Annotated in this window: 19 protein-coding genes; 5 read left to right on the forward strand and 14 right to left on the reverse strand. The window is 70.1% G+C overall.

Annotated features, from left to right (window positions below; all coding sequences use genetic code 11):
- Window positions 1–379 precede the first annotated feature (379 nt).
- From V2S05_RS10965 to groES, 5 genes are all read right to left on the reverse strand, one after another.
- Window positions 380–2,011 carry a dynamin family protein gene (locus tag V2S05_RS10965; protein ID WP_413635338.1) on the reverse strand — a complete coding sequence of 544 codons (1,632 nt, stop codon included), beginning with the start codon at window positions 2,009–2,011 and terminating at the stop codon, window positions 380–382.
- Window positions 2,011–3,879: a dynamin family protein gene (locus tag V2S05_RS10970; protein ID WP_413635340.1), complete on the reverse strand. Its 1,869-nt coding sequence runs from the start codon at window positions 3,877–3,879 to the stop codon at window positions 2,011–2,013. The genes V2S05_RS10965 and V2S05_RS10970 overlap by 1 nt, the downstream gene beginning before the upstream one ends.
- Window positions 3,880–3,910: 31 nt before the next feature.
- Window positions 3,911–4,123, reverse strand: a complete 213-nt coding sequence (locus tag V2S05_RS10975) for a hypothetical protein (RefSeq protein WP_271638396.1) — start codon at window positions 4,121–4,123, stop codon at window positions 3,911–3,913.
- A gap of 94 nt (window positions 4,124–4,217) precedes the next feature.
- Window positions 4,218–5,405, reverse strand: coding sequence for a hypothetical protein (locus V2S05_RS10980; RefSeq protein WP_413635341.1), 1,188 nt, complete (start codon window positions 5,403–5,405; stop codon window positions 4,218–4,220).
- A 221-nt stretch (window positions 5,406–5,626) separates the two neighbouring features.
- On the reverse strand, window positions 5,627–5,923 hold the full coding sequence (gene groES / locus V2S05_RS10985; protein ID WP_099196502.1) for a co-chaperone GroES: 297 nt from the start codon (window positions 5,921–5,923) through the stop codon (window positions 5,627–5,629).
- 185 nt (window positions 5,924–6,108) lie between these two features.
- On the opposite strand from groES, the gene V2S05_RS10990 reads away from it, so the two are divergent.
- Complete coding sequence (locus V2S05_RS10990; RefSeq protein ID WP_413635343.1) at window positions 6,109–7,290, forward strand: THUMP-like domain-containing protein; 1,182 nt, start codon at window positions 6,109–6,111, stop codon at window positions 7,288–7,290.
- Here the strand turns inward: V2S05_RS10990 and V2S05_RS10995 are convergent, their stop codons facing one another.
- Genes V2S05_RS10995 through V2S05_RS11035 form a run of 9 tightly spaced genes read right to left on the reverse strand, consistent with a single transcriptional unit; the run spans window position 7,291 to window position 16,012 of the window.
- Complete coding sequence (locus V2S05_RS10995; RefSeq protein ID WP_413635345.1) at window positions 7,291–8,475, reverse strand: hypothetical protein; 1,185 nt, start codon at window positions 8,473–8,475, stop codon at window positions 7,291–7,293.
- Between the two features lie 4 nt (window positions 8,476–8,479).
- Window positions 8,480–9,697 carry a hypothetical protein gene (locus tag V2S05_RS11000; RefSeq protein ID WP_413635346.1) on the reverse strand — a complete coding sequence of 406 codons (1,218 nt, stop codon included), beginning with the start codon at window positions 9,695–9,697 and terminating at the stop codon, window positions 8,480–8,482.
- Window positions 9,698–9,700: 3 nt separating this feature from the next.
- Window positions 9,701–10,141, reverse strand: a complete 441-nt coding sequence (locus V2S05_RS11005; protein WP_413635347.1) for a hypothetical protein — start codon at window positions 10,139–10,141, stop codon at window positions 9,701–9,703.
- Window positions 10,138–11,205 carry a tRNA (adenosine(37)-N6)-threonylcarbamoyltransferase complex transferase subunit TsaD gene (gene tsaD / locus V2S05_RS11010; RefSeq protein ID WP_413635349.1) on the reverse strand — a complete coding sequence of 356 codons (1,068 nt, stop codon included), beginning with the start codon at window positions 11,203–11,205 and terminating at the stop codon, window positions 10,138–10,140. Before tsaD ends, V2S05_RS11005 begins: the two co-directional genes overlap by 4 nt.
- Window positions 11,202–11,711 carry a ribosomal protein S18-alanine N-acetyltransferase gene (gene rimI / locus V2S05_RS11015; protein ID WP_413635351.1) on the reverse strand — a complete coding sequence of 170 codons (510 nt, stop codon included), beginning with the start codon at window positions 11,709–11,711 and terminating at the stop codon, window positions 11,202–11,204. Before rimI ends, tsaD begins: the two co-directional genes overlap by 4 nt.
- Window positions 11,708–12,295, reverse strand: a complete 588-nt coding sequence (gene tsaB, locus V2S05_RS11020; protein WP_413635352.1) for a tRNA (adenosine(37)-N6)-threonylcarbamoyltransferase complex dimerization subunit type 1 TsaB — start codon at window positions 12,293–12,295, stop codon at window positions 11,708–11,710. The genes rimI and tsaB overlap by 4 nt, the downstream gene beginning before the upstream one ends.
- On the reverse strand, window positions 12,292–13,467 hold the full coding sequence (locus V2S05_RS11025) for a hypothetical protein (RefSeq protein ID WP_413635354.1): 1,176 nt from the start codon (window positions 13,465–13,467) through the stop codon (window positions 12,292–12,294). Before V2S05_RS11025 ends, tsaB begins: the two co-directional genes overlap by 4 nt.
- An 8-nt stretch (window positions 13,468–13,475) precedes the next feature.
- Entirely contained in the window at window positions 13,476–15,104 is a 1,629-nt protein-coding gene (locus tag V2S05_RS11030; RefSeq protein WP_413635355.1) for a sensor histidine kinase, read from the reverse strand.
- Window positions 15,105–15,148: 44 nt separating this feature from the next.
- Complete coding sequence (locus V2S05_RS11035) at window positions 15,149–16,012, reverse strand: response regulator transcription factor (protein ID WP_413635357.1); 864 nt, start codon at window positions 16,010–16,012, stop codon at window positions 15,149–15,151.
- A 428-nt stretch (window positions 16,013–16,440) separates the two neighbouring features.
- Between V2S05_RS11035 and V2S05_RS11040 the strand changes: the two genes are divergently transcribed.
- From V2S05_RS11040 to V2S05_RS11055, 4 genes are read left to right on the forward strand one after another with little or no spacing between them, the layout of a single operon-like run.
- Window positions 16,441–18,555: an MMPL family transporter gene (locus V2S05_RS11040; RefSeq protein WP_413635359.1), complete on the forward strand. Its 2,115-nt coding sequence runs from the start codon at window positions 16,441–16,443 to the stop codon at window positions 18,553–18,555.
- A complete protein-coding gene (locus V2S05_RS11045) occupies window positions 18,521–20,044 on the forward strand; it encodes a sensor histidine kinase (protein ID WP_413635360.1) in 1,524 nt (507 codons plus the stop codon). The genes V2S05_RS11040 and V2S05_RS11045 overlap by 35 nt, the downstream gene beginning before the upstream one ends.
- Window positions 20,041–20,658 (forward strand): response regulator, encoded by a 618-nt coding sequence (locus tag V2S05_RS11050; protein WP_413635361.1) that lies wholly within the window; start codon window positions 20,041–20,043, stop codon window positions 20,656–20,658. The genes V2S05_RS11045 and V2S05_RS11050 overlap by 4 nt, the downstream gene beginning before the upstream one ends.
- Before the next feature lie 29 nt (window positions 20,659–20,687).
- A complete protein-coding gene (locus tag V2S05_RS11055) occupies window positions 20,688–22,361 on the forward strand; it encodes an MFS transporter (protein ID WP_413635362.1) in 1,674 nt (557 codons plus the stop codon).
- Window positions 22,362–22,562 lie beyond the last annotated feature (201 nt).

The raw sequence follows: 22,562 nt of genomic DNA on the forward strand, positions 1-22,562 counted from the left end.
GCTGCCGGCGCGTCCCCCGCTGACGAACCCCAACGCGGCGCCGGTGATGGTGAAGGCCACTCCGCCGTTCTCGATCCGGTTCAGTCAGTTCCTGTGGATCGCCAGCTTCGCCCTCGGGGGCTTCACGGCCGTGTACCTCTTCGTGATCCGCAAGGATCTGCTGCCGCTGATCACCGAGTCGGCGAAGACCGTGACAGCCGGTCGCAGCGAGCAGACGTACGAGACCGCAGCGGACATCGTGTTCTGGGTGGTGTTCGGCGCGCTGATCGCCGTGCTGCTCGTGCAGATCACGCTGCTGGTGTCGTTCATGGGCCGGCGCCCTCACATGCGCTGGTGGCAGCTGCTCACCTTCGCCGTGCTCGGCCTTCTCGTCGTGCTCTCACCGGAGTGGGTGGCGCTGGGCGCCCAGGGAGAGCCACTGCAGCCTCTTCTTGCGGGGCAGGCGGCCCTCGTGCTGCTCGCCCTGCTCAGCAGCATCCTGCCCAAGGGCATCGCCTGGTCGGCCCGACGGGTCGACGTGCGACGCGGGCCGGAGGGCTCGGACAGCGCCGGACTCTGACGCCATCTCGGCGAGACTGCGCAGCACGGCGCTGATCACGTCGCGTCTGACCCGATCCGCGCCCGGATCGGCCCCCAGCCCGCGCCAGTGGTCGATCTGCTCGAGCACGCGCCGGGAGATCTCATCGGGCGATGCGTCATCGGGAAGACCCAGGCGAGCGGATGCTGTGACACCGGCGGCGCCCAGGATGAGTTCGGCCTCCCGCGCCTGCGGCGCGGGCAGCGGCAGGCCGTGGGCTCTCGCCTCGGCGAGCAGCGCGAGTTCGCGCAGTGTGTGGGCGGATGCGGTGAAGCGCTCTATCCCCGCCAGAACCGCCTCGCATCCGGGCTTCGGCGTCCGCCGCACCAGCGCCTGCAGCTGCAGCACGACGCTGCGGGCCTTCAGCACATCGGCGCGGGGCCGGAAGTGCCGTTGCACGACCTCCTGCAGCTCGATGAGCCCGCTCTGCTGGATCAGGGCGTCCGACAGCTCGGAGGAGGTCGTCACGCCGCCGCGGATGATGGCAGTGGCGAGCCGCACCCCGAAGATGCCGAACCTGCCGAGAAGCTCCTCGCGCACAGCGACGCTGAGGCCGGTGGCCGCGCTCTCTCGGACGAAGCGGTCTGCCGAGACGAGCAGGCTCTCGCGCTCTCTTCTCTCCAGGCCGGCGAGCTCTCGCAGAGCGATGAACTCGCTCTCGCGCAGGGTGCGCGCCCCTTCGGCGAGCAGGCCGGCGACCGGCACGACGCCGAGAGCGAGGGCACCGAGGGCGCCGTCGCGCTCATACCGGCGTGCGACCCGTCGAGCCGAGAGCAGCGAGTCGATGCGGCCGGAGCCCACCTCGTCCGAGCGCGACAGGACGGCCAGGGCGCAGACGCTCGCTCCCGCCCCTGCCGCGGTGTCGCGGAAGGCCTCGAGAAAGCGCACATCCGAGCCGTGCAGATGGCGCATCAGGTAGACGACGGCGTCGGCCGCCGACGGCGCGTCGTCCGGGGTCAGGAAGCGCGCGGTGCGGGCCGATGTCTCGGTGGAGAGGGAGGCGATGCCCGGCGTGTCGATGAGGATGAGGGAGGTGAGTCCCTCGAGCGGCCAGCCCACGTCGATCCACTCGATGTCTTCGGCGGCGCGCCCGCCCAGATCGAAGGCGAGCAGGCCGCGCTCGCGGCGAACGGGCATCCGGGCGACCGTCCCGTCGCGCAGGTGCATGGTGAGTCTGGGCGTGGGCGAGTGGCGGTACCAGGTGACGACCCGGGTGCATTCGGCCGTGTCCGTCGCGGCGATGCGCTCGCCCAGCAGCGCGTTGAGCAGCGTGGACTTGCCCGCTTTCACCATCCCCGCGATGGCCAGGCGCAGCGGCTCGTGCAGCCGCACCTCGAGGTCGTCGACCAGTGCGGTCGCGTCGCGGTCGCCGGCGTACACCGACCGCGCGGTGCGCAGCAGCTGCTCGGTGTCGGCGATGACGTCGGCGGGCATCAGTCTCGCGCCCTCTCGCCGACGGCGGCGCGCTGCGGCTGACCGATCGCCGCCGGAGCCGGCGGGAGGGCGGGGATGCTCCGGCGTACCCGCTCGAGCTCCGCCAGACGCTTCTTGAGCAGCATGACACGCTGGTCTCGACTGGACGTGAAGCCGGATGCCGCCTGACGGGCTCGCTGCAGGGCATCCGACAAAGAGCTGTGCAGCTCTTCCGCGAGCGCGCCGAAGTGATCCCGCGCGGTGCGCTGCACGAGGCGCAGACGGTCTTTGAGCTGCTTGCCCACCTGGAACGTGACCTCGTCGATGTAGCGCCTGACGATGATCTTGGCCTCCTGCTGGCGACGACTCAGCCTGTTGCCCATGTCCTCCCGGTACGCCCGACGGCCCACGAGCACGCCCGCGAGAAGCGAGAGGGGGTTGATCAGGGCCATGCCGACGAGCCCGGTCACCAGGCCGACCATCAGGACGCCGCCGTACGAGCCGCGCACCCCGATGTAGATCTTCTCCCCCGCGCTGAGCTGGCCCGCTTCGAGGCCGGCGATGTCTTCGACCGGGTCGAGGACGCCGCGGATGTCGGACACATCGCTGACCGGGATGTCGGCCTGGTCCTGGCTGAACAGCTCGGCGACCTCCTCCGAGAGCCACCGGGAGCGCTCGTCGGTCCACACGAAGGTCTCCGACACCGCGGCGGTGACGCGCTGATCCAGCCACTCGCGGATCTGGTCCCAGATCGGGCCGGGGTCGCCCTCGTCGATGGCGCGCTCCGCCTCTCGCTGCACCTTGCGAAGTCGATCCCGCACGTCGTGCTCCATGTCGGCCACGAGGTCGGCGATGCCGTCGGTCAGCAGCACCTGCCAGCGCGCGGAGCGCCCGCGGAAGTCGTCCGCCTTCGCCTTCGCCGCCTCGAGCTCTGCGATCATGCGGGGCGTGTCCTCGGGGTTCAGCAGCGCGTTCAGCTCGGCGCGCAGCGACATCTCCAGCTGCTCGACGACCGAGATGAGATCGTGCACGGCGCCGCGCGTGTGGATGGTCTCGGCGCGGCCGAGCACCTCCCGACGCAGATGCGCGACGAGAGCGGGAAAGCCCGACTCGTCGTTCATGGTGCGGTCCTGCAGTTCGGCGGCCAGCAGCCGCAGATCGCTCGAGACCGAGAAGATCGGAATGTCCTGATCGCCGCTGAGGTGCGCGCGGTCGATCTCCTCGATGCGTCGCCATTCCGGGTACAGGTCGGTCTTGGCAAGGACCGCGGCGACGTTCGGCGAGATGCGCATGGCGTGCCGGAGGAACTGCACCTCGGGCTCGGTGTACTCCTGAGAGGCGTCCGACACGAGCAGCACTGCGTGCGCCGACGAGAGCGCGGCGAGGGTGGCCAGCGAGTTCGACGATTCGAGACCGCCCACACCCGGCGAGTCGACGAGCGTGAGGCCCCCGCGCAGGATCTCGCGGGGCAGCAGCACCTCGGCGGAGAGGATGCCGCGTTCGTTCGCGGGATTGCCGCGCTCGGAGACGTACTGTGCCAGGTCTTCGAGGGGTATCTGGCGGCGCTGCGGCTCACCCGCCCCGCTGGCGGGTCGCTCGATCACCCACGCCGACGGCTGCTCGGCGTAGCCGACCGTGGTCGGAACGCTGGTGGCGACGTCGTCGTCGACCGGACAGGCCGGAGCATTGACGAGCGCGTTGATCAGCTTGCTCTTGCCCTGCTTGAACTCGCCGACCACGATGACGCGCACCGCCGGGTCGTCCAGCCGCTGCTTGGTGCTGGCCAGTCGAGCGGCGAGGTCGTTCCTCCCCGAAGACGCGGCGAGATCGCCGACGTCGTGGATGACGTCGACGATCTTCGCTTCCCCAGCTGCATGCTCTCCCGGCACGTGCGCCCCCTTCTGTCGTGTCCGATGCGGATCAGGCGAACAGCTCGGGCCCGGGCAGGTCTGTCCCGTCGCCCTGGCCGCCGTCGAGATCTCCCCATATCTCGTCGGCGTTCAGGTCCCAATCGGATTCCGAGATGTTCGCGATCTCCTGAGTGAAGGCGTCGGCGCCGAACGGATCGAGAAGATCCGCGTCTCCCCAGGGCGCGCCGTCGTCCGACGGGGTGACATCCGGTTCGTCAGACATTGCTCTCACTCCCCTCGAGTGCTCAGGAGCTTAGTGGTGTGCCTGGCCGCCCACCAGAGGGACGGCCAGGCAGGTCGTGCGCCCGCTCGATCTGTCAGAAGGCGACGTCGGACGCGTCCCCGAAGGGGCTGTCGACGTTGGAGTCGTTCAGCGTCATGTCCATGTCGTTCGTGACCGTCGAGTTGTCGTTGAACGAGTCGTCGGCCGTCCAGGTGTGGGAGTTGTCGACCATCGACTCGTCGTTGAACGAGTCGGTGAACGACCAGTCCTGCGAGTTGTCGGTCATCGAGTTGTCCGTCATCGAGTTGTCGGTCACCGAGTTGTCCGAATTGTCGGAGTTGTCGCTGTTGTCCGAGTTGTCGGAGTTGTCGGAGTTGTCGTTGAACGAGTCGGTGAACGACCAGTCCTGCGAGTAGTCCTCGTTGAACGAATCGGTGTTCCAGGTGTTGCCCGTCCAGACGTCGCCCATGCTGATGTCGGTGCTGACGTTCATGACCGTCGCGTCACCGCCTGCCGCTGCCGAGCCGTCTCCGGATGCGATGATGCTGCTCTGTCCGAAGTGCTGACCGACGTCGCCGCCCGCCGAGATGCTCTGGTTGACCGACTGGTCGTTGAGCGTGGTCCGTCCGTCGATGCTGAGCGATCCCGTTCCCGCCATCGCTCCCAGCCCACCGCCGCCGGCGCCGATGCTGACGTCGCCGAAGCCCGTGTTGAACTGCCGCACCCCCGAGGTGACGGAGTTGTCGTAGAGCGTGTTGTACGAGTCGGTCACCGAGTGATCCGAGTTGTCCCGCCACGAGTGGTCGGAGTTGTCGGAGTTGTCGTTGTACGAGTCGTTGGTCGAGTTGTCCGAGTTGTCGCTGTTGTCGGAGTTGTCGGTCACCGAGTTGTCGGAGTTGTCGCTGTTGTCCGAGTTGTCGGAGTTGTCCGTGACCGAGTTGTCGGAGTTGTCCGAGTTGTCGGAGTTGTCCGAGTTGTCGGAGTTGTCCGAGTTGTCCGAGTTGTCCGAGTTGTCCGTGACCGAGTTGTCGGAGTTGTCGGAGTTGTCGCTGTTGTCCGAGTTGTCGGAGTTGTCCGTGACCGAGTTGTCGCTGTTGTCCGTGACCGAGTTGTCGCTGTTGTCCGTGACCGAGTTGTCCGAGTTGTCGTCAGTGACCGAGTTGTCGGAGCTGTCGCTGTTGTCCGTGACCGAGTTGTCCGAGTTGTCGTCGGTGTTTCCGGAGTTGGCGATACCCAGGTTCCACTGGGCTCCGGATGTGTTGGCGTTGCCGTCGAGAGCCATGATCGATTACCCCTTCATCGTGTATGCGCCAGGTGGCGCGTGTTACGAGTGTGCGGCCAGCCCTCGTCGGCGGCATCGGGGGCCGCCCCGAGGCCTGTAGGGGCTCATCGGGGGCATCCGCGGGTTCGGCTCGGGGATCGATAGGGGTTGAGAAGCCGGGGCATGACAGAGGGCCCGGATGCCATGCATCCGGGCCCTCTGGGAGCTGGTGTCGAACCGCGTCAGCGGACGACGACTGCGAGCACGTCGCGAGCCGAGAGCACGAGGTACTCGTCGGCGCCGAACTTGACCTCGGTGCCGCCGTACTTGCTGTAGAGCACGCGGTCGCCCACGGCGACGTCGAGCGGAACGCGGTTGCCGTTGTCGTCGATGCGGCCGGGGCCCACTGCCACGACCTGGCCCTCCTGGGGCTTCTCCTTGGCGGTGTCGGGGATGACCAGACCGCTTGCGGTGGTCTGCTCTGCCTCGACCTGCTGGATGACGATGCGGTCCTCGAGCGGCTTGATGGAAACCGACACGGTGTACCTCTTCTTTCGTGACTGAGTTCAGAAGATCATTAGCACTCTCGAGGTGAGGGTGCTAACTCCAGTGTATGCCGAGCGCTGGCACTCATGCAATGCGAGTGCCAGCCCTCCGGCAGGCGCTGCGCGCTGGGTCCGGGCGACGACACCGGCGCGACGGGCACGCGCCGTAGGCTGGACAGGTGGAGATGTCCGAGCTGACTGCGCTGCTCACGCGTGAGGGCCTCGCACTGCTCGATGAGATCGGTGCCGTCGAGACGTCGGCTGACGTCGCCCGGTCGGTGTCGCGGCTGCGCGCCGCCGGCCACTCCCCCGACCTGGTCTCGGCTGTGGTCGGCCAGGCGCACCTGCGGGTCAAGGCCAGGGCGAAGTTCGGCGAGTTCGCCGACCGGATGCTGTTCACCCGGGCGGGGCTCGAGCAGGCGACGCGCCTGAGCGTCGCGACCATGCACGCCGTGCGGCTGCGGCGCGCTGGGATCACCCGCGTCGCGGACCTCGGCTGCGGCATCGGCGGCGACAGCCTCGCGTTCGCCGGGGCCGGCCTCGAAGTCGACGCGGTGGATGCCGATGAGGTGACCTCGGCGATCGCCGCCTACAACCTGGCGCCCTTCCCCGGAGCCAGCGTGCGCCAGGGGGCCGCCGAGGACAGCGTTCCCGAGCAGGGTGCTGTCTGGCTCGATCCCGCCCGGCGCACCGCGGGGCACAGCGAGACGACTCGCACGTCCGCCGCCGACTGGTCGCCGTCGCTCGACTGGTGCTTCGACGTCGCGCGGCGGCATCCCACCGGCATCAAGCTCGGCCCTGGCCTCGACCGCGACCTGATCCCCGACGACGTCGAGGCGCAGTGGGTGAGCGCCGACGGAAGCGTCGTCGAGCTCGTGCTGTGGAGCGGCGAGCTGGCCCGCGAGGGCATCCGTCGCTCGGCCCTGGTGATGCAGGCCGGGCAGGCGCACGAGATCACCGCGCCGGCCGACGCCGCCGACGAGCCGGTGCGCGCCCTGGGCGCGTACCTGCACGAGCCGGACGGAGCGGTGATCCGCGCGCGGCTGATCGGCGAAGCGGCCCGGATGCTCGATGCCGGAATGATCGACGAGCAGATCGCGTACCTCACCGGCGACGCGGCGCTCACCTCCCCTTTCGTGCAGTCGTTCCGCGTGCGCGAGACCATGCCGGCGCACGTGAAGACGATCAGCCAGGTGTTGCGCGCGCACGACATCGGGCGCCTCGAGATCAAGAAGCGCGGCATGGACATCGACCCCGCCGCGTTCCGGAAGAAGCTGAGCCTGAAGGGCTCGAACGCTGCGACCCTGATCCTCACCAGGACGGCGGCCGGGCGCGTGGCGATCCTCGCCGACCGGGTCTGATCAGCCCGACGGCTCGCCCGTCTTGTCGTCGACACCGCAGTAGCCCGAGTCGACGTCGCAGACGATCGAGTCGGGGGTGCGGATGATCGTCAGCGTCGGCTCGGCACTGCTCGACAGGTTCAGCTGGTACGTCGCCCGATCGGTGCGCAGGTCCATCCGGCCTCCCCCGGCCGGGTCGAACGACGAGCACGCGTCGGCGAGCAGGGCGGTAGGTTCGGCGACGATCATGCAGAACTCCGCACCCGAGAACGTCATCCACACGGGCAGCGCGTCGTCGTATCCCACCACCTGCAGGCTGTCGCCGGAGTATCCCCTCGCGTCGATGAACTCGGCGATCTCGAGATCGCGCCCGCTGTACTGCGATCGCCAGTCGTACTCGACCACGTTCTGCTCGCGTTGGATCACCGCGACCATCTCACCATCGGCGCCTTCCAGCAGCACGGCCCAGACGATGACCTGCTCGTCGTCGATCGTCGCGTTCACGTTCGCCTGCAGCCCGAAGCTGTTCGCCCGGCCGGTGCGCTGGCACGCCGTCGTTCGCTCGTCGCCGGCGATGAGCACCAGGCATTCGCTGTCGTCGGCATCCTTGGTCGCGTACCAGGCCTCGGCGCCGTCTCTCGCTCCGACCAGCAGGATCGATCCCGGATCGAACTCCTCGGACGCATCGAGCTGCACCATCGTGCTGCGCTGCGCATCGGTCAGGGCCGGCCCGCCGTCGGCGCGACCGAACAGCAGCCATCCGGCCCCTACCCCCAGCAGCACCGAGACGACAGCTGCCAGGATGACGACCGGGATGCGCTGGAGCCGGCGTGCGCGCTCTCGCCCCGTCGGGGACTCAGAGGCCGGTGCTGCGGAGGGTGACACCGGCGGTGCGGCTGCTGCCGGCGGTACGGCTGGCGGACCCAGCGCAGCGGTTGCGGAGGCCGGTGCGTCTGACGCGGACGCGGACCGACGCGATGCTGACGCCGGCGCTGCGGATGCCGCCGATGACGAGATGCACGAATGGTCGGATGCGGTCGACGAAGGCGCCGCCGTCTCCGGCGCCGACGCCGACGCCGGCGCCGACGCCGATGGCGCGGTGAGGTCGCGCAGCTCGGCTGCCTCGGCATCCGTCAATCGACCGCCGGGCGCGAACGCGAGTCGCTGCAACTCGCGTCGCCGGGCGTCGTCAGCGGCTTCGCGCACGCGATCACCCGCCGTTTCGCACCACGGTCAGCACCGGACCACGCATGCTCGACTCGCGCACCTCATACGTGGCGCCGTTCACCCGCAGCGTGTAGACGCCGTCGTCCGACGGCTCGCATGACTGCACGACGGCGTTCGACGCCGGATCGACGACATGGATGCAGGTGCGCCCGTCCTGCGAGATGAAGACCGGCACATCGCCGTCGTAGCCGATGATCTGCAGGTAGTTCGGCAGGATGCCCTCTGCTTCGAGCATCCGGATCTGCCGCAGCTCCTCGTCGGTGTACTGCGACTCCCAGCCGTAGGCCGCCGACATGTCGTGGCGCTGGATGATCACCGCCTGACGTCCGGAGATGTCGTTCAGCAGGGTCGCCCAGTACGACCAGTCGCCCTCATCGTCGGCGTGACTCACCGACACCCCGACCGGCTCGGCGAACGCGGTGTCGTCGTCGGGCGGCGGTGTGCACTGATACTGATTGCGGTCGCCGACCTGGATCGCGAGGCAGATCCGCTCGCCGCCCTCTGACGTGGCGCGCCACACGGATGCGTCGTACTTCTCGCCGAGGTAGACGACCGAGCCGGGGTCGAAGCGGGCGGTCTTCTCGATCTCGGCCATGGCCTTCGCCTGCTCCGCCGTCATGGCCGGCGTGCTGTCGCGGCCCAGCACCAGCCACGCCCCGCCGAAGCCGAGCAGCAGGGCGATCAGTGCCGAGAGGACCAGCACCGGGATGCTCGGCCGCCGACTCGTCGGTGTTCGCCTGGTGCGCCGGCTCATCGGCGTCTCTTCGGTTGGCCGGCTGGTCGGCGAGACGCCGGTGCGCCGGCCCGTCGGCGTCTCTCCGGCGGCGACCGGCGCGGATGACGCGGGCCCCTCGTGCCCCCTCTGCGCCGGCTCCTGCAACGTCCCACCGTCGCCCGCGTCACGCCATGCCGCGGGCCCGTTCTCTCTTGCCACCGGCGACGCTGACGCCGCGTGCCCGTCCGCGTCTGCCACCGGCGAGGCGGACGCAGCGTTCTCGTTCGCGCGCTGCCCGGCCCCCGCCGGCGTCGAAGCGACGTCGCCGGTCGCAGGAATCAGGGGCGGTTCGACCCCCCGGTGCGCGGCGGCCCTGGCATCCAGATGCCTCAGCTCTGCCAGCTCGGCGTCGGTCGCTCCCCCGCCCGCGGCGAACGCCCGGCGCTGCAGCTCACGTCGTCGTGAGCTCTCCGCCTGGTTCAGCATTCCTCACCCCAGATTCTCGAGCTGCATCGCCGCCCACAGCAGCCACCCCGCGCTGAACAGCGTGGCACACGATCCCAGCACCAGTGCCCAGATGGCGACCGCGCGGTTCTCGATCGGGCGGCGCAGCGACATGGTCGCCGCGATCACCGCGATGATCGCGACCGGGATGCCCCAGCCCACGAACATCGACGCGGCGAGGGCGACGATCGCCGCCACCAGCGCCCACGGCGCGAGGCGCGCGTCGTCGACGGGTGCCGATCCGGTGGTCGGCTCCCATTCCACGCTCGACGTCTGCTCGGCATCCGGATGGGCGGCCTCGGTGCGCTCGACGGGCACGGGGGCGGTCGGCAGCCTGCCGTAGCCCTTCGACGCACCGGGCACCGCCGCACCGCCGTCGGGCCTCTCGACCTCAGGGGTGGGCTGCTCGGTGCTCGGATCGCTCATGCCGGACTCACCTGGATCTCGGTCACCGGCAGGGTCGAGTCAGCGCCGAAGCCGAGTGTCGACGGCCCGCGGCCGCTCGCGATGAGCTCGGCCGCGAGACCCGCGATCATCGCCCCGTTGTCGGTGCACAGCGACAGCGGCGGGATGCGCACGGCCACCCCTGCGGCCGCGGCACGCTCGAGGGCGACCTCGCGAAGCCGCCGGTTGGCGATCACGCCGCCGCCCAGCAGCAGACGCGGCACGCCGCGGTCTTCGCACGCCGCGAGTGCCTTGGTTACGAGCACGTCGACGACGGCCTCGCGGAAGCTCGCCGCGACATCGGCCACCGGCACCTGCTCACCCGCCGCCTCGGCGCGCTCGACCCAGCGCGCGACGGCCGTCTTCAGACCGGAGAACGAGAAGTCGTACCGGTGCTTCGCCATGTCGGATGCCTTCGACAGCCCGCGCGGGAAGCGGATCGCCCTCGGGTCGCCGGCGGCCGCCGCCTTGTCGATCTGCGGTCCGCCCGGATACGGCAGACCGAGCAGCCTGGCGACCTTGTCGAAGGCCTCGCCGGCCGCGTCGTCGACGGTCTCGCCGAGCAGCTCGACGTCGGTCGTCAGGTCACGCACGTGTAGCAGCGACGTGTGCCCGCCCGAGACCAGCAGGGCGATCGTGGGATACTCCAGCGGCGCGGTCGCGCGATCGTCGGCGGTGAGGATGTCGGCGGCGATGTGCCCCACGAGATGGTTCACCGCGTACAGCGGCTTGCTCAGCGAGACGGCGAGGCCCTTGGCGGCGCCGACGCCGACCATGAGGGCTCCGGCGAGGCCGGGACCGCTGGTCACGGCGATGGCGTCGAGCTCGTCGAAAGTGACCTGCGCCTCGGCGAGCGCGCGATCGATCGACGGCTGCAGCGCCTCGAGGTGCGCGCGAGCGGCGACCTCGGGCACGACGCCGCCGTAGCGGGCGTGCTCGTCCATGCTCGACGCGATCGTGTTCGACAGCAGCCGGCGACCACGCACGATGCCGATGCCCGTCTCGTCGCAGCTCGTCTCGATCCCGAGCACCAGGGGGCCGGTCATGCGCTCGCCTCCTCTGCGGCATCCGGTCGGGCGGCATCCGGTTCGGCGGCGGGCGCCCACGACCGCAGGTCGAGGCGCATCACGACGGCATCCACGTTGCCGGGCTGGTAATACCCCGGCCGCCGCCCCAGCTCGACGAAGCCCTCCGACGAGTACAGCGCCCGCGCCACCGCATTGTCGTCGCGCACATCGAGGAACAGCTCGCGCGCCCCGCGCTCGACGGCGATCCCGATCAGCGCGCGCAGCAGCGCCCGACCCCTGCCACGACCGCGCATCGACGGGTCCAGCGCGATGGTCTGGATGTCGGAGTCCGCCGACCCCTGCAGGGCGCGCACACCGCCGTAGCCGACCACTCGCCCGGCTTCGACATCGACGAGATAGACGTTGTGCAGGCTGGCGATCTCGGTGCCCATCGTCTGCTCGCTCCACGCGTCGGCAGGGAACCCGCGCCGCTCGAGGTCCATGATGGCGGCGAGGTCGTCGAGGGTCGCGGTGCGCAGCGTCATGAGCCGACCCGCTTCGGTGCACCCGGCTGCACGACATCAGGCGAACGCAGATAGAGCGGCTCGGCGTCCGCCAGGGTGCGGCCGGCCGCGAGCGCCCGCGCACCGACCCTGGCGAGCGCCGCCGCCGACAACTCGGTCGCTTCGAGGGCCGGTCCGTCGATCTCGACGCCGCGCTTCTCGAGACGGGTCGGCCGGATCAGGTTCGGGATGCCGTCGGCATCCAGCCCGTCGAAGACGCTCACCGCGATCTCGCGCCGACGGGCGTCGGTGACGACGGCGAACGGGCCTGCGGCCTCCGCGTCGAGCGCGATGGCGAAGTGACTGGGGATCGGGACGAGCGGGATGCCCCGGCCGAGCGCGAACGCGCGCGCGGCGGCGATGCCGATGCGCAGCCCGGTGAAGGGGCCGGGCCCCATGCCCGCGACGACGTGCGTGATCCCGGGACGCGCCACCTGGACGAGCAGATCGCCGATCACCTCGGCGTGACCGAGTGGATCGGGCGTGCTCGCCTCAGCGACGGTGCGGCCGTCGGAGTCGTTGACGGCGACGGTCGTTCCGAGCGAGGTGTCGACGGCGAGGATCACCCTCTCAGAGTAGTCGGGTCGTCCGTCGCGGCTGCGATGCTGCCGCTGCGCTCCCATCGGTCGCCGCCGAGCCCGACGGCGCGCTGTGCTCGTTCATCGGCGAGTGCGAGCAGCTTGTCGTAGTCGAACCTCGCCTCCAGGATCGTCGCCCAGCCCACGCTGGCCGAGATCCTGATGGCGCTCGAGTCATCGCGCTCGTCCATCGCCGACACCCGCCCGAGCAGATTGCGCAGATGATGCGTGACGGCCTCTTCGCTGCCGGGCACCAGCGCCAGCAGACGCCCGTCGTCGATCGGAGCCACATCGGCGGACGGGGGAAGGGCCGCCACGACCCTGGTGGTGAACCGCTTGAGCATCCGGGCGAAGTCGGACGGTGCGGTCGATTCGCGCAGATCCACTATGCCGTCCAACCGCACGTCGAGCAGCGACCATGCCGCCTCCTGGTGTGCGCGCACTCGCTCTATCCGCCCGCGGATCACCGCGTCGGGTGAGGCGGACGATCCCACCCGGTTCGGAGACTGCATGCGCGCCAGCAGCAGGATGGTGACCATCGCCGCGACGCTCGTGACCAGCGTGCCGATCACGTTGAAGTCACGCAGAACGGCGATCTGCGCGTCGCCGTCGAGTTTCGGAGCGGCGAAGCTCCAGATCACGGTCAGCGCAGCGGTGAGAGCGAAGGCACCAGAAGCGAGCATGAGCGGCAGCAGGACATCGCGGGGCACGCCCTTCAGACGCAGCAGCTCGAAGGTGATCAGGGCGGCGAAGACTCCGGCACCGGCGAAGCAGATGCGGAAGAACACCGGGAAGACCTCGCTCTCGGCGGTCAGCGCGAGCGTGATCGGCACGAGGGCGACGAACATGACCGCAGCCTGCCATGTCGATCGGCGGCCGGCGTAAAGGCGCACACCCAGCCAGATCAGCGGCTCGGCGCACAGCATCAGACCGGAGGCCAGCGAACGCATCGCCGGCAGCTCCAGCTCGACGGCTGCCACCCACGCGTAGGTCCCGAGCAGACCGAGCCCGAAGGCGGCGGCCCATGCGATCGCGGCACGGTCAGGACGGTGAAGCGCGACGAGACCGATGACAGTCGCGGCGCAGATCGTGACCACGGCCACGAGTGCCTGCGGTAGACCGGCCTGCAGTCCGGCGATCGCCTGAACGTTCTCGTTCATCGGTTCTCCTAAATCGCGATCTCGGTACGGGGTGCGCTGAGCGCGGGCGAGCCGCCGAGTCGCGCGCCTCGGGGGAACCGCATCTCGACGTGGGTGCCCTCGCCTGGCCTGCTGGTGATGGTGAGCTCGCCGTGATGCTCGTCGACGATCGCTCGCACGATCCCCATGCCGAGCCCCGTGCCGGGGATGCCGCTGTGCACGGCGTCAGCTGCGCGGAAGTACGGTTCGAACAGGCGCTCCAGGTCTTCCGGCGCGATGCCGGGACCGGTGTCCGACACGGTCACCTGGGCACGCTCGTCGCGCGAGACACCGAGGCGGATGAAGACGCTTCCGCCACGCGGCGTGTACTTCACGGCGTTGCTGAGCACGTTGTCGATGGCCTGCCGAAGCCGGAAGGCGTCCCCCGATGTCATCAGTGTCTCGAGCCCGACCACCGAGAGGTTCAGCCCCTTGCCCACCGCCGTAGGCAGGAAGAGCTCGACGGCGGCGTCGGCGAGCACTCGCAGATCGACCGGTTCGGGTTCGATGAACGCGGATCGACCAGTGTCGAGGGCCATCTTGGCCAAGCGCTGCATACGCTCACCCGCGTGGGCCATCACCTCGAGCTGATCGTGCACGCGCGCTGGGAGATCGTCCCGGTCGAGGAGCAGGTCGACGTGGCCGATGAGTGCGGTGAGGGGATTGCGGAGCTCGTGCGAGACGATCGCGACCATCCTCCGCCTCTCTTCGCTCGCCTCGAGCTGATCCGTGATGTCGTCGAGCACGAGCAGCGTGCTCTCGGCACCGTCTCCGAGACGGGCGGTGCGGTGCGTGGTCGCGTTCAGGGCGCGCCACCGGCCGGACGTGTCGTAGAGCCATACCCGCTCGCCGTGCAGCTGCTCGCCTCGCGCGGCGCGGGCGAGCACGGTGCGTCCGCGCCGCAGTGGTTCGCCTCGATGATCGTCGTACTCGACCGCCTGCGCGGGAAGCTGCGCGCCGTACCGGTCCCTGCCGTAGAGGGCCCGGTACGCCTCGTTCATCTTCAGGATGTCGCCCTCGCTCGAGACGACCACGAGCGCGGTGTCGAGCGCATCGATGATGTCGGTCACGCGACGCTGATGACCGGCGGCCCGCTCTGCGGCGCGGTTGATCTGGTCGGACTGGCGTCGCAGCAGACGCCGGATGGCTCGGCTCCGCTTCGCTCCGACGCGAATGCTCGTCCCGAGAAAGCTCAGGGCGAGCACCGTGATCATGACTCGCACGGCCGTGTCCGAGGGTGTGCCCTGCTGGGCCGCGACGATGATCAGGCTGACGCAGACGAAGGCCACCGCACCGGCGATGGCGCCTGCGGAATAGTAGGTGGCGAGCCATGCGATCGGGATCACCCAGAGGAAGCCCACGCGCAAGTCCTGCACGGCGGAGGCGAATCCGATGGCGAGGATGTCGACGAAGGGAACGACCATCGCCGCGCGTTTCGGCACACGAGACCACGGCACGAGAAGAACGCCGATGGCCGCGAGCACGGTCAGGCCGACCCCGATGAGAAACAGCGGATGGGCGAAAGCCGACGGCTTCAGCAGAGCGACGAGAAGAGCGACGCTGACCATGCAGCTCGTGCAGACCAGCTGCCAGCGCAGGATCGACAGACTGCGTCGCATGTGTGGTGTCTCCCCTTGATCAGTCTGTCGATAGGTTACCCGCGTCAACGACCGGAAGACGCATCGGGTGCCGCCGCCCGGCCCTCGTCTCCCGCGAGCCGGTATCCGGTTTCGGCGCTGCCCTCGATGTACCGCGATCCGTCTGGTGCGTCTCCGAGTTTTCGTCTCAACTCACCGATGCACCGATCGACGTGACCCTTTTCGGCGTCGCTCACCTCGTACCACTGTTCCCGGGGGTCGCCCCGCAGCACGAGGGCGAGATCCGACCTGTTGCGCACGCGTCGCCTCGACTGCAGCAGAGTGGCCAGCAGAGCGAATTCCGACCCCGTGAGCTCGACCTCCCGCTGCTCGACGAGCACTGCGCGACTGTCGAGGTTCAGTGCGAGTCCGTCGTGCCGCAGCCACCGTTCTCCGCTCGTCGAGATTGTTCCGCCGAGAACCGCCGATGGGTCGCGAACCGGCTCACGCGAGTCGCGTTGAAGCTCCGCTGTCGCAGCCGCGCCAGCCGGTGCGGCGCGTGTTCCAGACGGTCGCAGCGCCGACCTGCGCACCAGCGCAGCGAAGCGGGCGTTCAGCTCACCCGATCCGATCGGCAGCGTGATGTAGTCGTCCGCGCCGGCATCGAAGCCGCGCAGCACGTCGGCTGGATCGATCAGAACGGAGAGGATGACGAGAGGCGCGGTGCTCACTGCTCGGATGCGACGGGTCATCTCGAGTACGTCAGCGCCCGGTTCGTCTCCGACGACCACGACGAGATCGGGAGTGCTCTGATGGATGAGGGCGACCGACTCCTCGGTCGGCGGCAGCTGGACGGGCGTGAATCCCAGATCCCGACTGGCCTGAACGAGTAGTCGAGCGAGCTCTGGGGCGCCGCCGACGATCGTTGTATTCGACTCTGAATCAGTCACAGCAGCCAGCTCCCAGCGTCGAGCGGCTTCCGCCGCTGCACGAACCCCCCGGCGTCACCGACGCGATCCGTCGCCCGCACAGGGGCGACCGAATGGTCGTGGCGTCGAGCTGGACTCGGGTTCTGATCCGCTCGCGTCGGCAGTGATGACACTACAGGCTCAGGAGGCACGGAAACCACCGGCGACTGCTGCGATGGCCACTTTCGCGCCGGGGACGGGGCTCGCGGCACCGGTCGTCACTCCTGACACCGACGTGCCGCGGTTACCGAACACCGCGGCACGTCGGTGTCGACGCGGATGGACGCTTCGTCCGACACACGGCGCACGACCTCCGCGTCAGGGAGTCCGCCGTCTCATCCTTTCGGCTGACATGCACTTCACCCTTGCTCGCGATGTGCCGCGCGCGCCGCGCTGGTGGAGTGGATGTCATGCCAGATTCTGCGGTTCGCCCCTCCTTCTCCGACCGGCTGACCTCGCGCCGAGGCGCGTGGGTCTCGCTCGGTCTCGTCCTGCTCGTGATGGTGCTGCTGTTCGGCGCGTTCGGCTCGGCCAAGGCGCCCGAGGGCAATGCCTCAGCCCCCAGCGACTCCGAATCGGCGCGCACGAGCGCCCTGCTCGACGAGTTCCCGAACGCCGATCGACAGTCGGTGCTCGTCGTCACCACGCGCGACGACGGCGCGGCACTCACCGACGCCGACCTCGCCGGTCTGACGGAGCTGCTGCCCGTGCTCGACGAGCGGACGGATGCCGATGCCACCGGCCCTCTGGTGAGCGAGGACGGCAAGGCCGCTCTGCTCGTCGCCCCGATCACCGTCGGCGAGACGAACACCGCCACCGCCGAGGTGGTCGGCGACATCCGAGCGGATCTGGCGGACAACCCGATCGACGGGCTCAGCTCGCAGGTCACCGGCGGACCGGCGTTCGGCGCCGACGTGGCATCCGCCTTCGAGGGCGCGGACTTCACGCTGCTGCTCGTGACGATCCTCATCGTCGCCGTGCTGCTGATCATCACCTACCGCTCCCCCGTGCTCTGGCTGATCCCGCTCGTCGTCGTCGCACTCGCCGACGGCCTCGCGGGGCGCATGACCGCGGCCGCGGGTGCGGCCTGGAACCTGCAGTTCGATGCCGGGATCATCAGCGTGCTGGTCTTCGGAGCCGGCACGAACTACGCCCTGCTGCTCATCTCGCGCTACCGCGAGGAGCTGCTCGAGAACGAGAACCACCGGCACGCCCTGAGCATCGCCTGGCGGCGGACGGCACCCGCCATCCTCGCGTCGAACGTCACCGTGGTGCTCGCGCTGCTCACCCTCGTGCTCGCCGTCATCCCCGGCACGCACGGCCTGGGCGTCTCGAGCGCGATCGGCCTGCTGATCGCCCTGACCGCCGTGCTGTTCCTGCTGCCGCCGCTGCTGGCGGTCTGCGGCCGCGGCGTCTTCTGGCCGTTCGTGCCGCGACCGGGCCAGACCCGCACGCAGGGTCGCGCCTGGCGCGCACTGGCCAGCCGGGTCGTGCGCCGGCCCGCCCTGAGCCTGATCGGCGGCGTGGCACTGCTGGCAGTCATGGCCACCGGCCTCATCGGCACCTCTGTCGGACTCGACCAGATCGAGAAGTTCCGCGTGCAGTCCGAGTCGGCCACCGGCCTCGAGGTGCTCTCGCAGCACTTCCCCGCCGGTGAGGCGCAGCCGATCCTCATCGTCGCCGACAGCGACCACGCCGACGACGTGCTCACCGCGATCGACGACGTCGAGGGCGTGGTGCGGGCGCATCCGGCCGGCGAGACGGCCGACGGCTCGCTGACGAAGCTGATGGTCACGAGCGAGTACGCCCCGAGCACCACGGACAGCCTCGATCAGATCGCCGAGCTGCGCGACGCCGTGCACGCCGTGCCCGGCGCGGATGCCCTGGTCGGCGGCGCCGTCGCGACGGATCTCGACGCCCGCACCGGCAACCAGCAGGACCTGCTGCTGATCGCACCTCTCGTGCTGGCGGTCAGCTTCATCGTGCTGCTCGTGCTGCTGCGATCGGTCGTGGCGCCGGTGCTGCTGCTTCTGGTCAACCTCGCCAGCGCGCTCGCCGCGATCGGCGCCGGAGCGTGGCTCAGCCGGGTGCTGCTCGGCCAGCACGCACTCGACCTGCAGGTGCCGCTGCTGGCCTTCCTGTTCCTCGTCGCACTGGGCATCGACTACACGATCTTCCTCGTGCACCGCGCCCGGGGCGAGGCGGCGAAGCACGGCACGCGCACCGGCGTCGTCGAGGCGGTCACCCACACCGGCGGTGTGATCACCAGCGCGGGCATCGTGCTGGCAGCCGTCTTCGCCGCGCTGGGAGTGCTGCCCCTGGTCACGCTCGGACAGCTCGGGCTGATCGTCGGTGTCGGCGTGATCGTCGACACGCTGGTCGTTCGCACCGTGATCGTTCCCGCGATCTTCGCCCTCGTCGGTGATCGCATCTGGTGGCCGAGCCGCCCGAGCTCTTCGCGCGAGAGCGGTTCGGAGGAAGAATCGACCCATGAGCCTCGTGAGCATGCCGCTGTCATCCGGTGACGAGCCGGAGCACGGCGGCCGGAGGCCCGGCCACGGCCGCCGATCCGGTGACGAGCCGGAGCACGGCGGCCGGATGCCCGGTCACGGGGGCGGCGCGGGTGACGAGCCCGGCGGCGGCCGCAGGCCCGGCCACGGCCGCCGCGAGCGCGGGCACGGGGGCCGGATGGGCCCGGCGTCCACCGCTCCGACGGTGCGCGCGATGGAGATCGGCCAGCACGTCATCGCCGCAGGGCTCGCCGCGATCGGCGTGATCCGCGCCATCGCTGCCGGCACGCCCGCGGCGGCGGCCGTCATCGCGGGCGTGGCGATCCTCGCCTGGCACACCGCTGGAGCACTGCTGCCCCTGCGCGCTCGTGCGCACAGCGCGGCCGTCTGGTGGCTCACCGGCTTCGCCGCCGTGTGGATCGCCGCGGTCGCCGTGTCGTCCGAGTTCGTCTGGGTGGCCTTCCTGCTCTGGCTGCTCGCCGGTCACCTGCTGCCGCTGCGATGGGGGCTGGTGTTCTCGGGCGTGGTGTTCGGGGTCGTGGCCGTCGGGCCGGTCCTGCATCACGGCACCACCAGCTACGCCAACATCTTCGGGCCGCTCATCGGCGGCATCTTCGCCTTCGGCATCTCGCGCGGCTACCTGCAGCTGCTGCGCGATGCGGCCGAGCGCGAGCGTCTGCTCGACTCGCTCACCCGAGCACAGCACGAGATGGCCGACTTGCAGGACGAGCTCGCTCTCGCCCAGCGCGAGGCCGGTGCGATCGCCGAGCGCACGCGCATCTCGCGCGACATCCACGACACAGTGGCGCAAGGGCTCTCATCGATCCGGCTGCTCGCGCACGCCGGCGCGGCACGCAGCACCGACGCAGAAGCGGCGCGCACCCTCACGCAGCTGGAGGACCTCGCGGGCGCCAGTCTCGGCGATGTACGGCGCATCGTCGCCGCGCTCGCGCCCGCCGAGCTGGAGGGCAACGGGCTCGCGGAAGCACTGGAGCGGATGCTCGAGCGCGCCGAGCAGGAGGCGGGGCAGCAGTCGCCGCTGCGCACCGAGCTGCACGTCGATGAGTCACTGCCCGCGCTGCCGACGCCCGTCGAGGTCGCGCTGCTGCGCACCGCGCAGTCGGCGCTGGCCAACGTGCGCCTGCACGCCAGGGCATCCCGGGTCGTGGTCAGTCTGATCGACGATGACGGATCGGTGCGGCTCGACATCATCGACGACGGTGTGGGATTCGACCTGCCGGGCTGGGAGCGCGACGTCGAGTCTGGCTCTTCGAGCTACGGGCTGCGCTTCATCCGCGCCCGGCTGCGCGAGCTCGGCGGCGGCCTCGACATCGAGAGCGCACCGGGCGAGGGCACCGCGATCTCGGTGTCGGTGCCCATCCACCCCGAGCGGGTGTCACCGGCATCCGCTCAGGCCGCCGCACCCGCATCCGAGCGACCCGCGCCCGCGCCCTCCACAGCGCCCGCACCCGCTGAGTCCCCCGAGACGAAGGAGATCCCGTGACCACCACCGTCCTGCTCGTCGACGACCACCCTGTCGTGCGCAGCGGTCTTCGCAGCGTGCTCGACACCGACACCGTCCGTGTGGTCGGCGAGGCGGCGACGGGCGAAGAGGCCATCGCCTTGGCCGGTCATCTGCGACCCGACGTCGTGCTGTGCGATCTGCGCCTCGGAGCCGGCATCGACGGCATCCGCACCACGGCGGCGCTGCGCCGCCTCGACCCCGCACCCGCCGTGCTGATCCTCACGACCTTCGATCGCGACGCCGAGATCCTCGGCGCGATCGAGGCGGGCGCCGCCGGATATCTGCTCAAGGATGTCGCGCCCGAGGTGATCATCGACGGCATCCGTCGTGCGCATGCGGGCGAGACGATCCTCTCCCCCGAACTCGCGGCCCGGGTGCTGCAGGGCATGCGCAACCCGCTGCCCAAGCTCACCGACCGCGAGGTCGAGGTGCTGCGGCTGCTGGCCACCGGCGCCGGCAACCGCGAGATCGCCAAGGCGCTCTTCGTCACCGAGGCGACCGTGAAGAGCCACATCGCCCACATCTTCACCAAACTCGACGTCGACAGCCGCTCCCGCGCTATCCACGTCGCCCAGCAGGTGGGTCTGCTGTGACCCGCCCGAATCGTGAAGAGGAATCCGCCATGAGCAGACCGCACCACAGAGATGCCGCCGCGGCCGAGCTCGGCGCGGCTGAGCCTGCCGCGGCTGAGCCTGCCGCGCCCACCCGTCGGGAGTGGATCGCCCTGGCGGTGCTCTCGGTCGGGCTCGGGCTCATCGTGCTCGACGGAACGATCGTCGGCGTCGCGCTGCCCGCCATCATCCGCGACCTGGATCTCGACCTCACCGACGCCCAGTGGGTCAACAGCCTGTACGCGGTGGTGCTCGCGGCGCTGCTGCTGTCGACGGGCAGTCTGGCCGATCGTTGGGGGCGCAAGCGCCTGTTCCTGGCGGGCCTCGTGGTGTTCATGGGCGGCAGTCTGCTGGCCGCCGTCTCCGCGAGCGCGGGCGCTCTCATCGGCGCTCGCGCCGTGCAGGCGGTCGGCGCGGCGCTCATCATGCCCTCGACGCTGTCGACGGTGAACGCCGTCTTCCGCGGCAGGTACCGGGCGGCCGCGTTCGGAGTCTGGGGCGCGGTGATCTCGGGCGCTGCCGCAATCGGTCCGCTCGCCGGCGGGGCGCTGACGCAGTGGGCGTCGTGGCACTGGATCTTCCTCGTCAACCTGCCCGTCGGCCTGCTGCTTCTCGTCGCCGCGGCGATCGTCGTGCCCGAGACGCGCGGGCGCAAGACCCGCCCCGGCGTCGACGTCGACGGCGCACTGCTCAGCGCGATCGGCTTCGGCGCCCTCGTCTTCGCCGTCGTCGAGGGGCCCGACCTCGGATGGTGGACGCCGAAGAGCGAGCTGACCCTGTTCGGCTGGACGTGGTCGCAGGATGCCCCGATCTCGGCCGTCCCGGTGGCTCTGGCGGTCGCGATCATCGCTCTCGTGCTGTTCGTCGTGTGGGAGCGGCACCGCGAGAAGGTGCAGCGCGAGGCGCTGCTGGATCTCGGGCTGTTCACGTTCTCGACGTTCTCGTGGGGCAACCTGACCGCCGCGATGGTCGCCATCGGCGAGTTCGCGATCATCTTCGTGCTCCCGCTGTTCCTCATCAACGGGCTGGGCCTGGATGTGATGGGCGCTGGCCTCGTGCTCGCCGCCATGGCGATCGGAGCGTTCTTCTCGGGCGCCTCGGCACGTCACCTCGCCGCGCGCTTCGGCGCACCCGGCACGGTGCTGCTCGGCCTCGGGCTCGAGATCGTCGGCACGCTGGCACTGGCGCTGCTGCTGCGCGCCGACAGCGCCGGCTGGCTCGTCGCCCTGCCGCTGGTCATCTACGGACTCGGCCTCGGGCTCGCGTCGGCGCAGCTGACCGGCACGGTCCTGCAGGACATCCCGGTGGCCGTCTCGGGGCAGGGCTCGGCCACCCAGAGCACGGTTCGCCAGGTGGGCTCGGCGCTGGGAACCGCAATGGCCGGCACCGCACTGTCGGTGTGGCTCGCTGTCTCGCTGCCCGCCGCGCTCGACGGCGCGGGGATCACCGGTGCGGCGGCCGATCGACTCGCCGAATCCACGCGGCTCTCGGCGGGGACGACGATCGCCCAACTGCGCGCGCAGGGCGCGGGTTCCGCATACGGAGAGCAGACGCCCACCGTGATCGACGCGCTGACCGGCGGGTTCGCCGACGCCACGCGAGGTGCTCTGCTTGTGGCCACGGTGTTCCTCGTGCTCGGCTTCGTGGGGGCGCTGCGCCTCAAGCGCGCCGCCGAGCGCTCGTAGGCGCGGGGGCGCCGCGCGCGGGGGTAGTCGCGCATGTGCGCGGGGCCCTGCGGGTGCGCGACCACGCACGCCCGCTGGTCCCACATGGCCGCATCCGCGCGCACGAGGCGGCCCTATGGGCCCACCCGCGAGAGAAAGAGGCCCGAGCGAGAGCCGAGCCGAGCCGAGAGAGGCCCGAGCGAGAGCGCGAGAAAATCTCGC

Source organism: Microbacterium sp. OR16 (assembly GCF_047306725.1).
GTDB lineage: Bacteria > Actinomycetota > Actinomycetes > Actinomycetales > Microbacteriaceae > Microbacterium.

Bases quoted from the DNA above. Each gene is read 5' to 3' on its own strand.
- V2S05_RS10965 (WP_413635338.1), bottom strand. From the start codon at position 2,011: ATGCCCGCCGACGTCATCGCCGACACCGAGCAGCTGCTGCGCACCGCG.
- V2S05_RS10975 (WP_271638396.1), bottom strand. From the start codon at position 4,123: ATGTCTGACGAACCGGATGTCACCCCGTCGGACGACGGCGCGCCCTGG.
- V2S05_RS10980 (WP_413635341.1), bottom strand. From the start codon at position 5,405: ATGGCTCTCGACGGCAACGCCAACACATCCGGAGCCCAGTGGAACCTG.
- V2S05_RS11000 (WP_413635346.1), bottom strand. From the start codon at position 9,697: ATGCTGAACCAGGCGGAGAGCTCACGACGACGTGAGCTGCAGCGCCGG.
- V2S05_RS11005 (WP_413635347.1), bottom strand. From the start codon at position 10,141: ATGAGCGATCCGAGCACCGAGCAGCCCACCCCTGAGGTCGAGAGGCCC.
- tsaD (WP_413635349.1), bottom strand. From the start codon at position 11,205: ATGACCGGCCCCCTGGTGCTCGGGATCGAGACGAGCTGCGACGAGACG.
- rimI (WP_413635351.1), bottom strand. From the start codon at position 11,711: ATGACGCTGCGCACCGCGACCCTCGACGACCTCGCCGCCATCATGGAC.
- V2S05_RS11025 (WP_413635354.1), bottom strand. From the start codon at position 13,467: ATGAACGAGAACGTTCAGGCGATCGCCGGACTGCAGGCCGGTCTACCG.
- V2S05_RS11030 (WP_413635355.1), bottom strand. From the start codon at position 15,104: ATGCGACGCAGTCTGTCGATCCTGCGCTGGCAGCTGGTCTGCACGAGC.
- V2S05_RS11040 (WP_413635359.1), top strand. From the start codon at position 16,441: ATGCCAGATTCTGCGGTTCGCCCCTCCTTCTCCGACCGGCTGACCTCG.
- V2S05_RS11045 (WP_413635360.1), top strand. From the start codon at position 18,521: ATGAGCCTCGTGAGCATGCCGCTGTCATCCGGTGACGAGCCGGAGCAC.
- V2S05_RS11055 (WP_413635362.1), top strand. From the start codon at position 20,688: ATGAGCAGACCGCACCACAGAGATGCCGCCGCGGCCGAGCTCGGCGCG.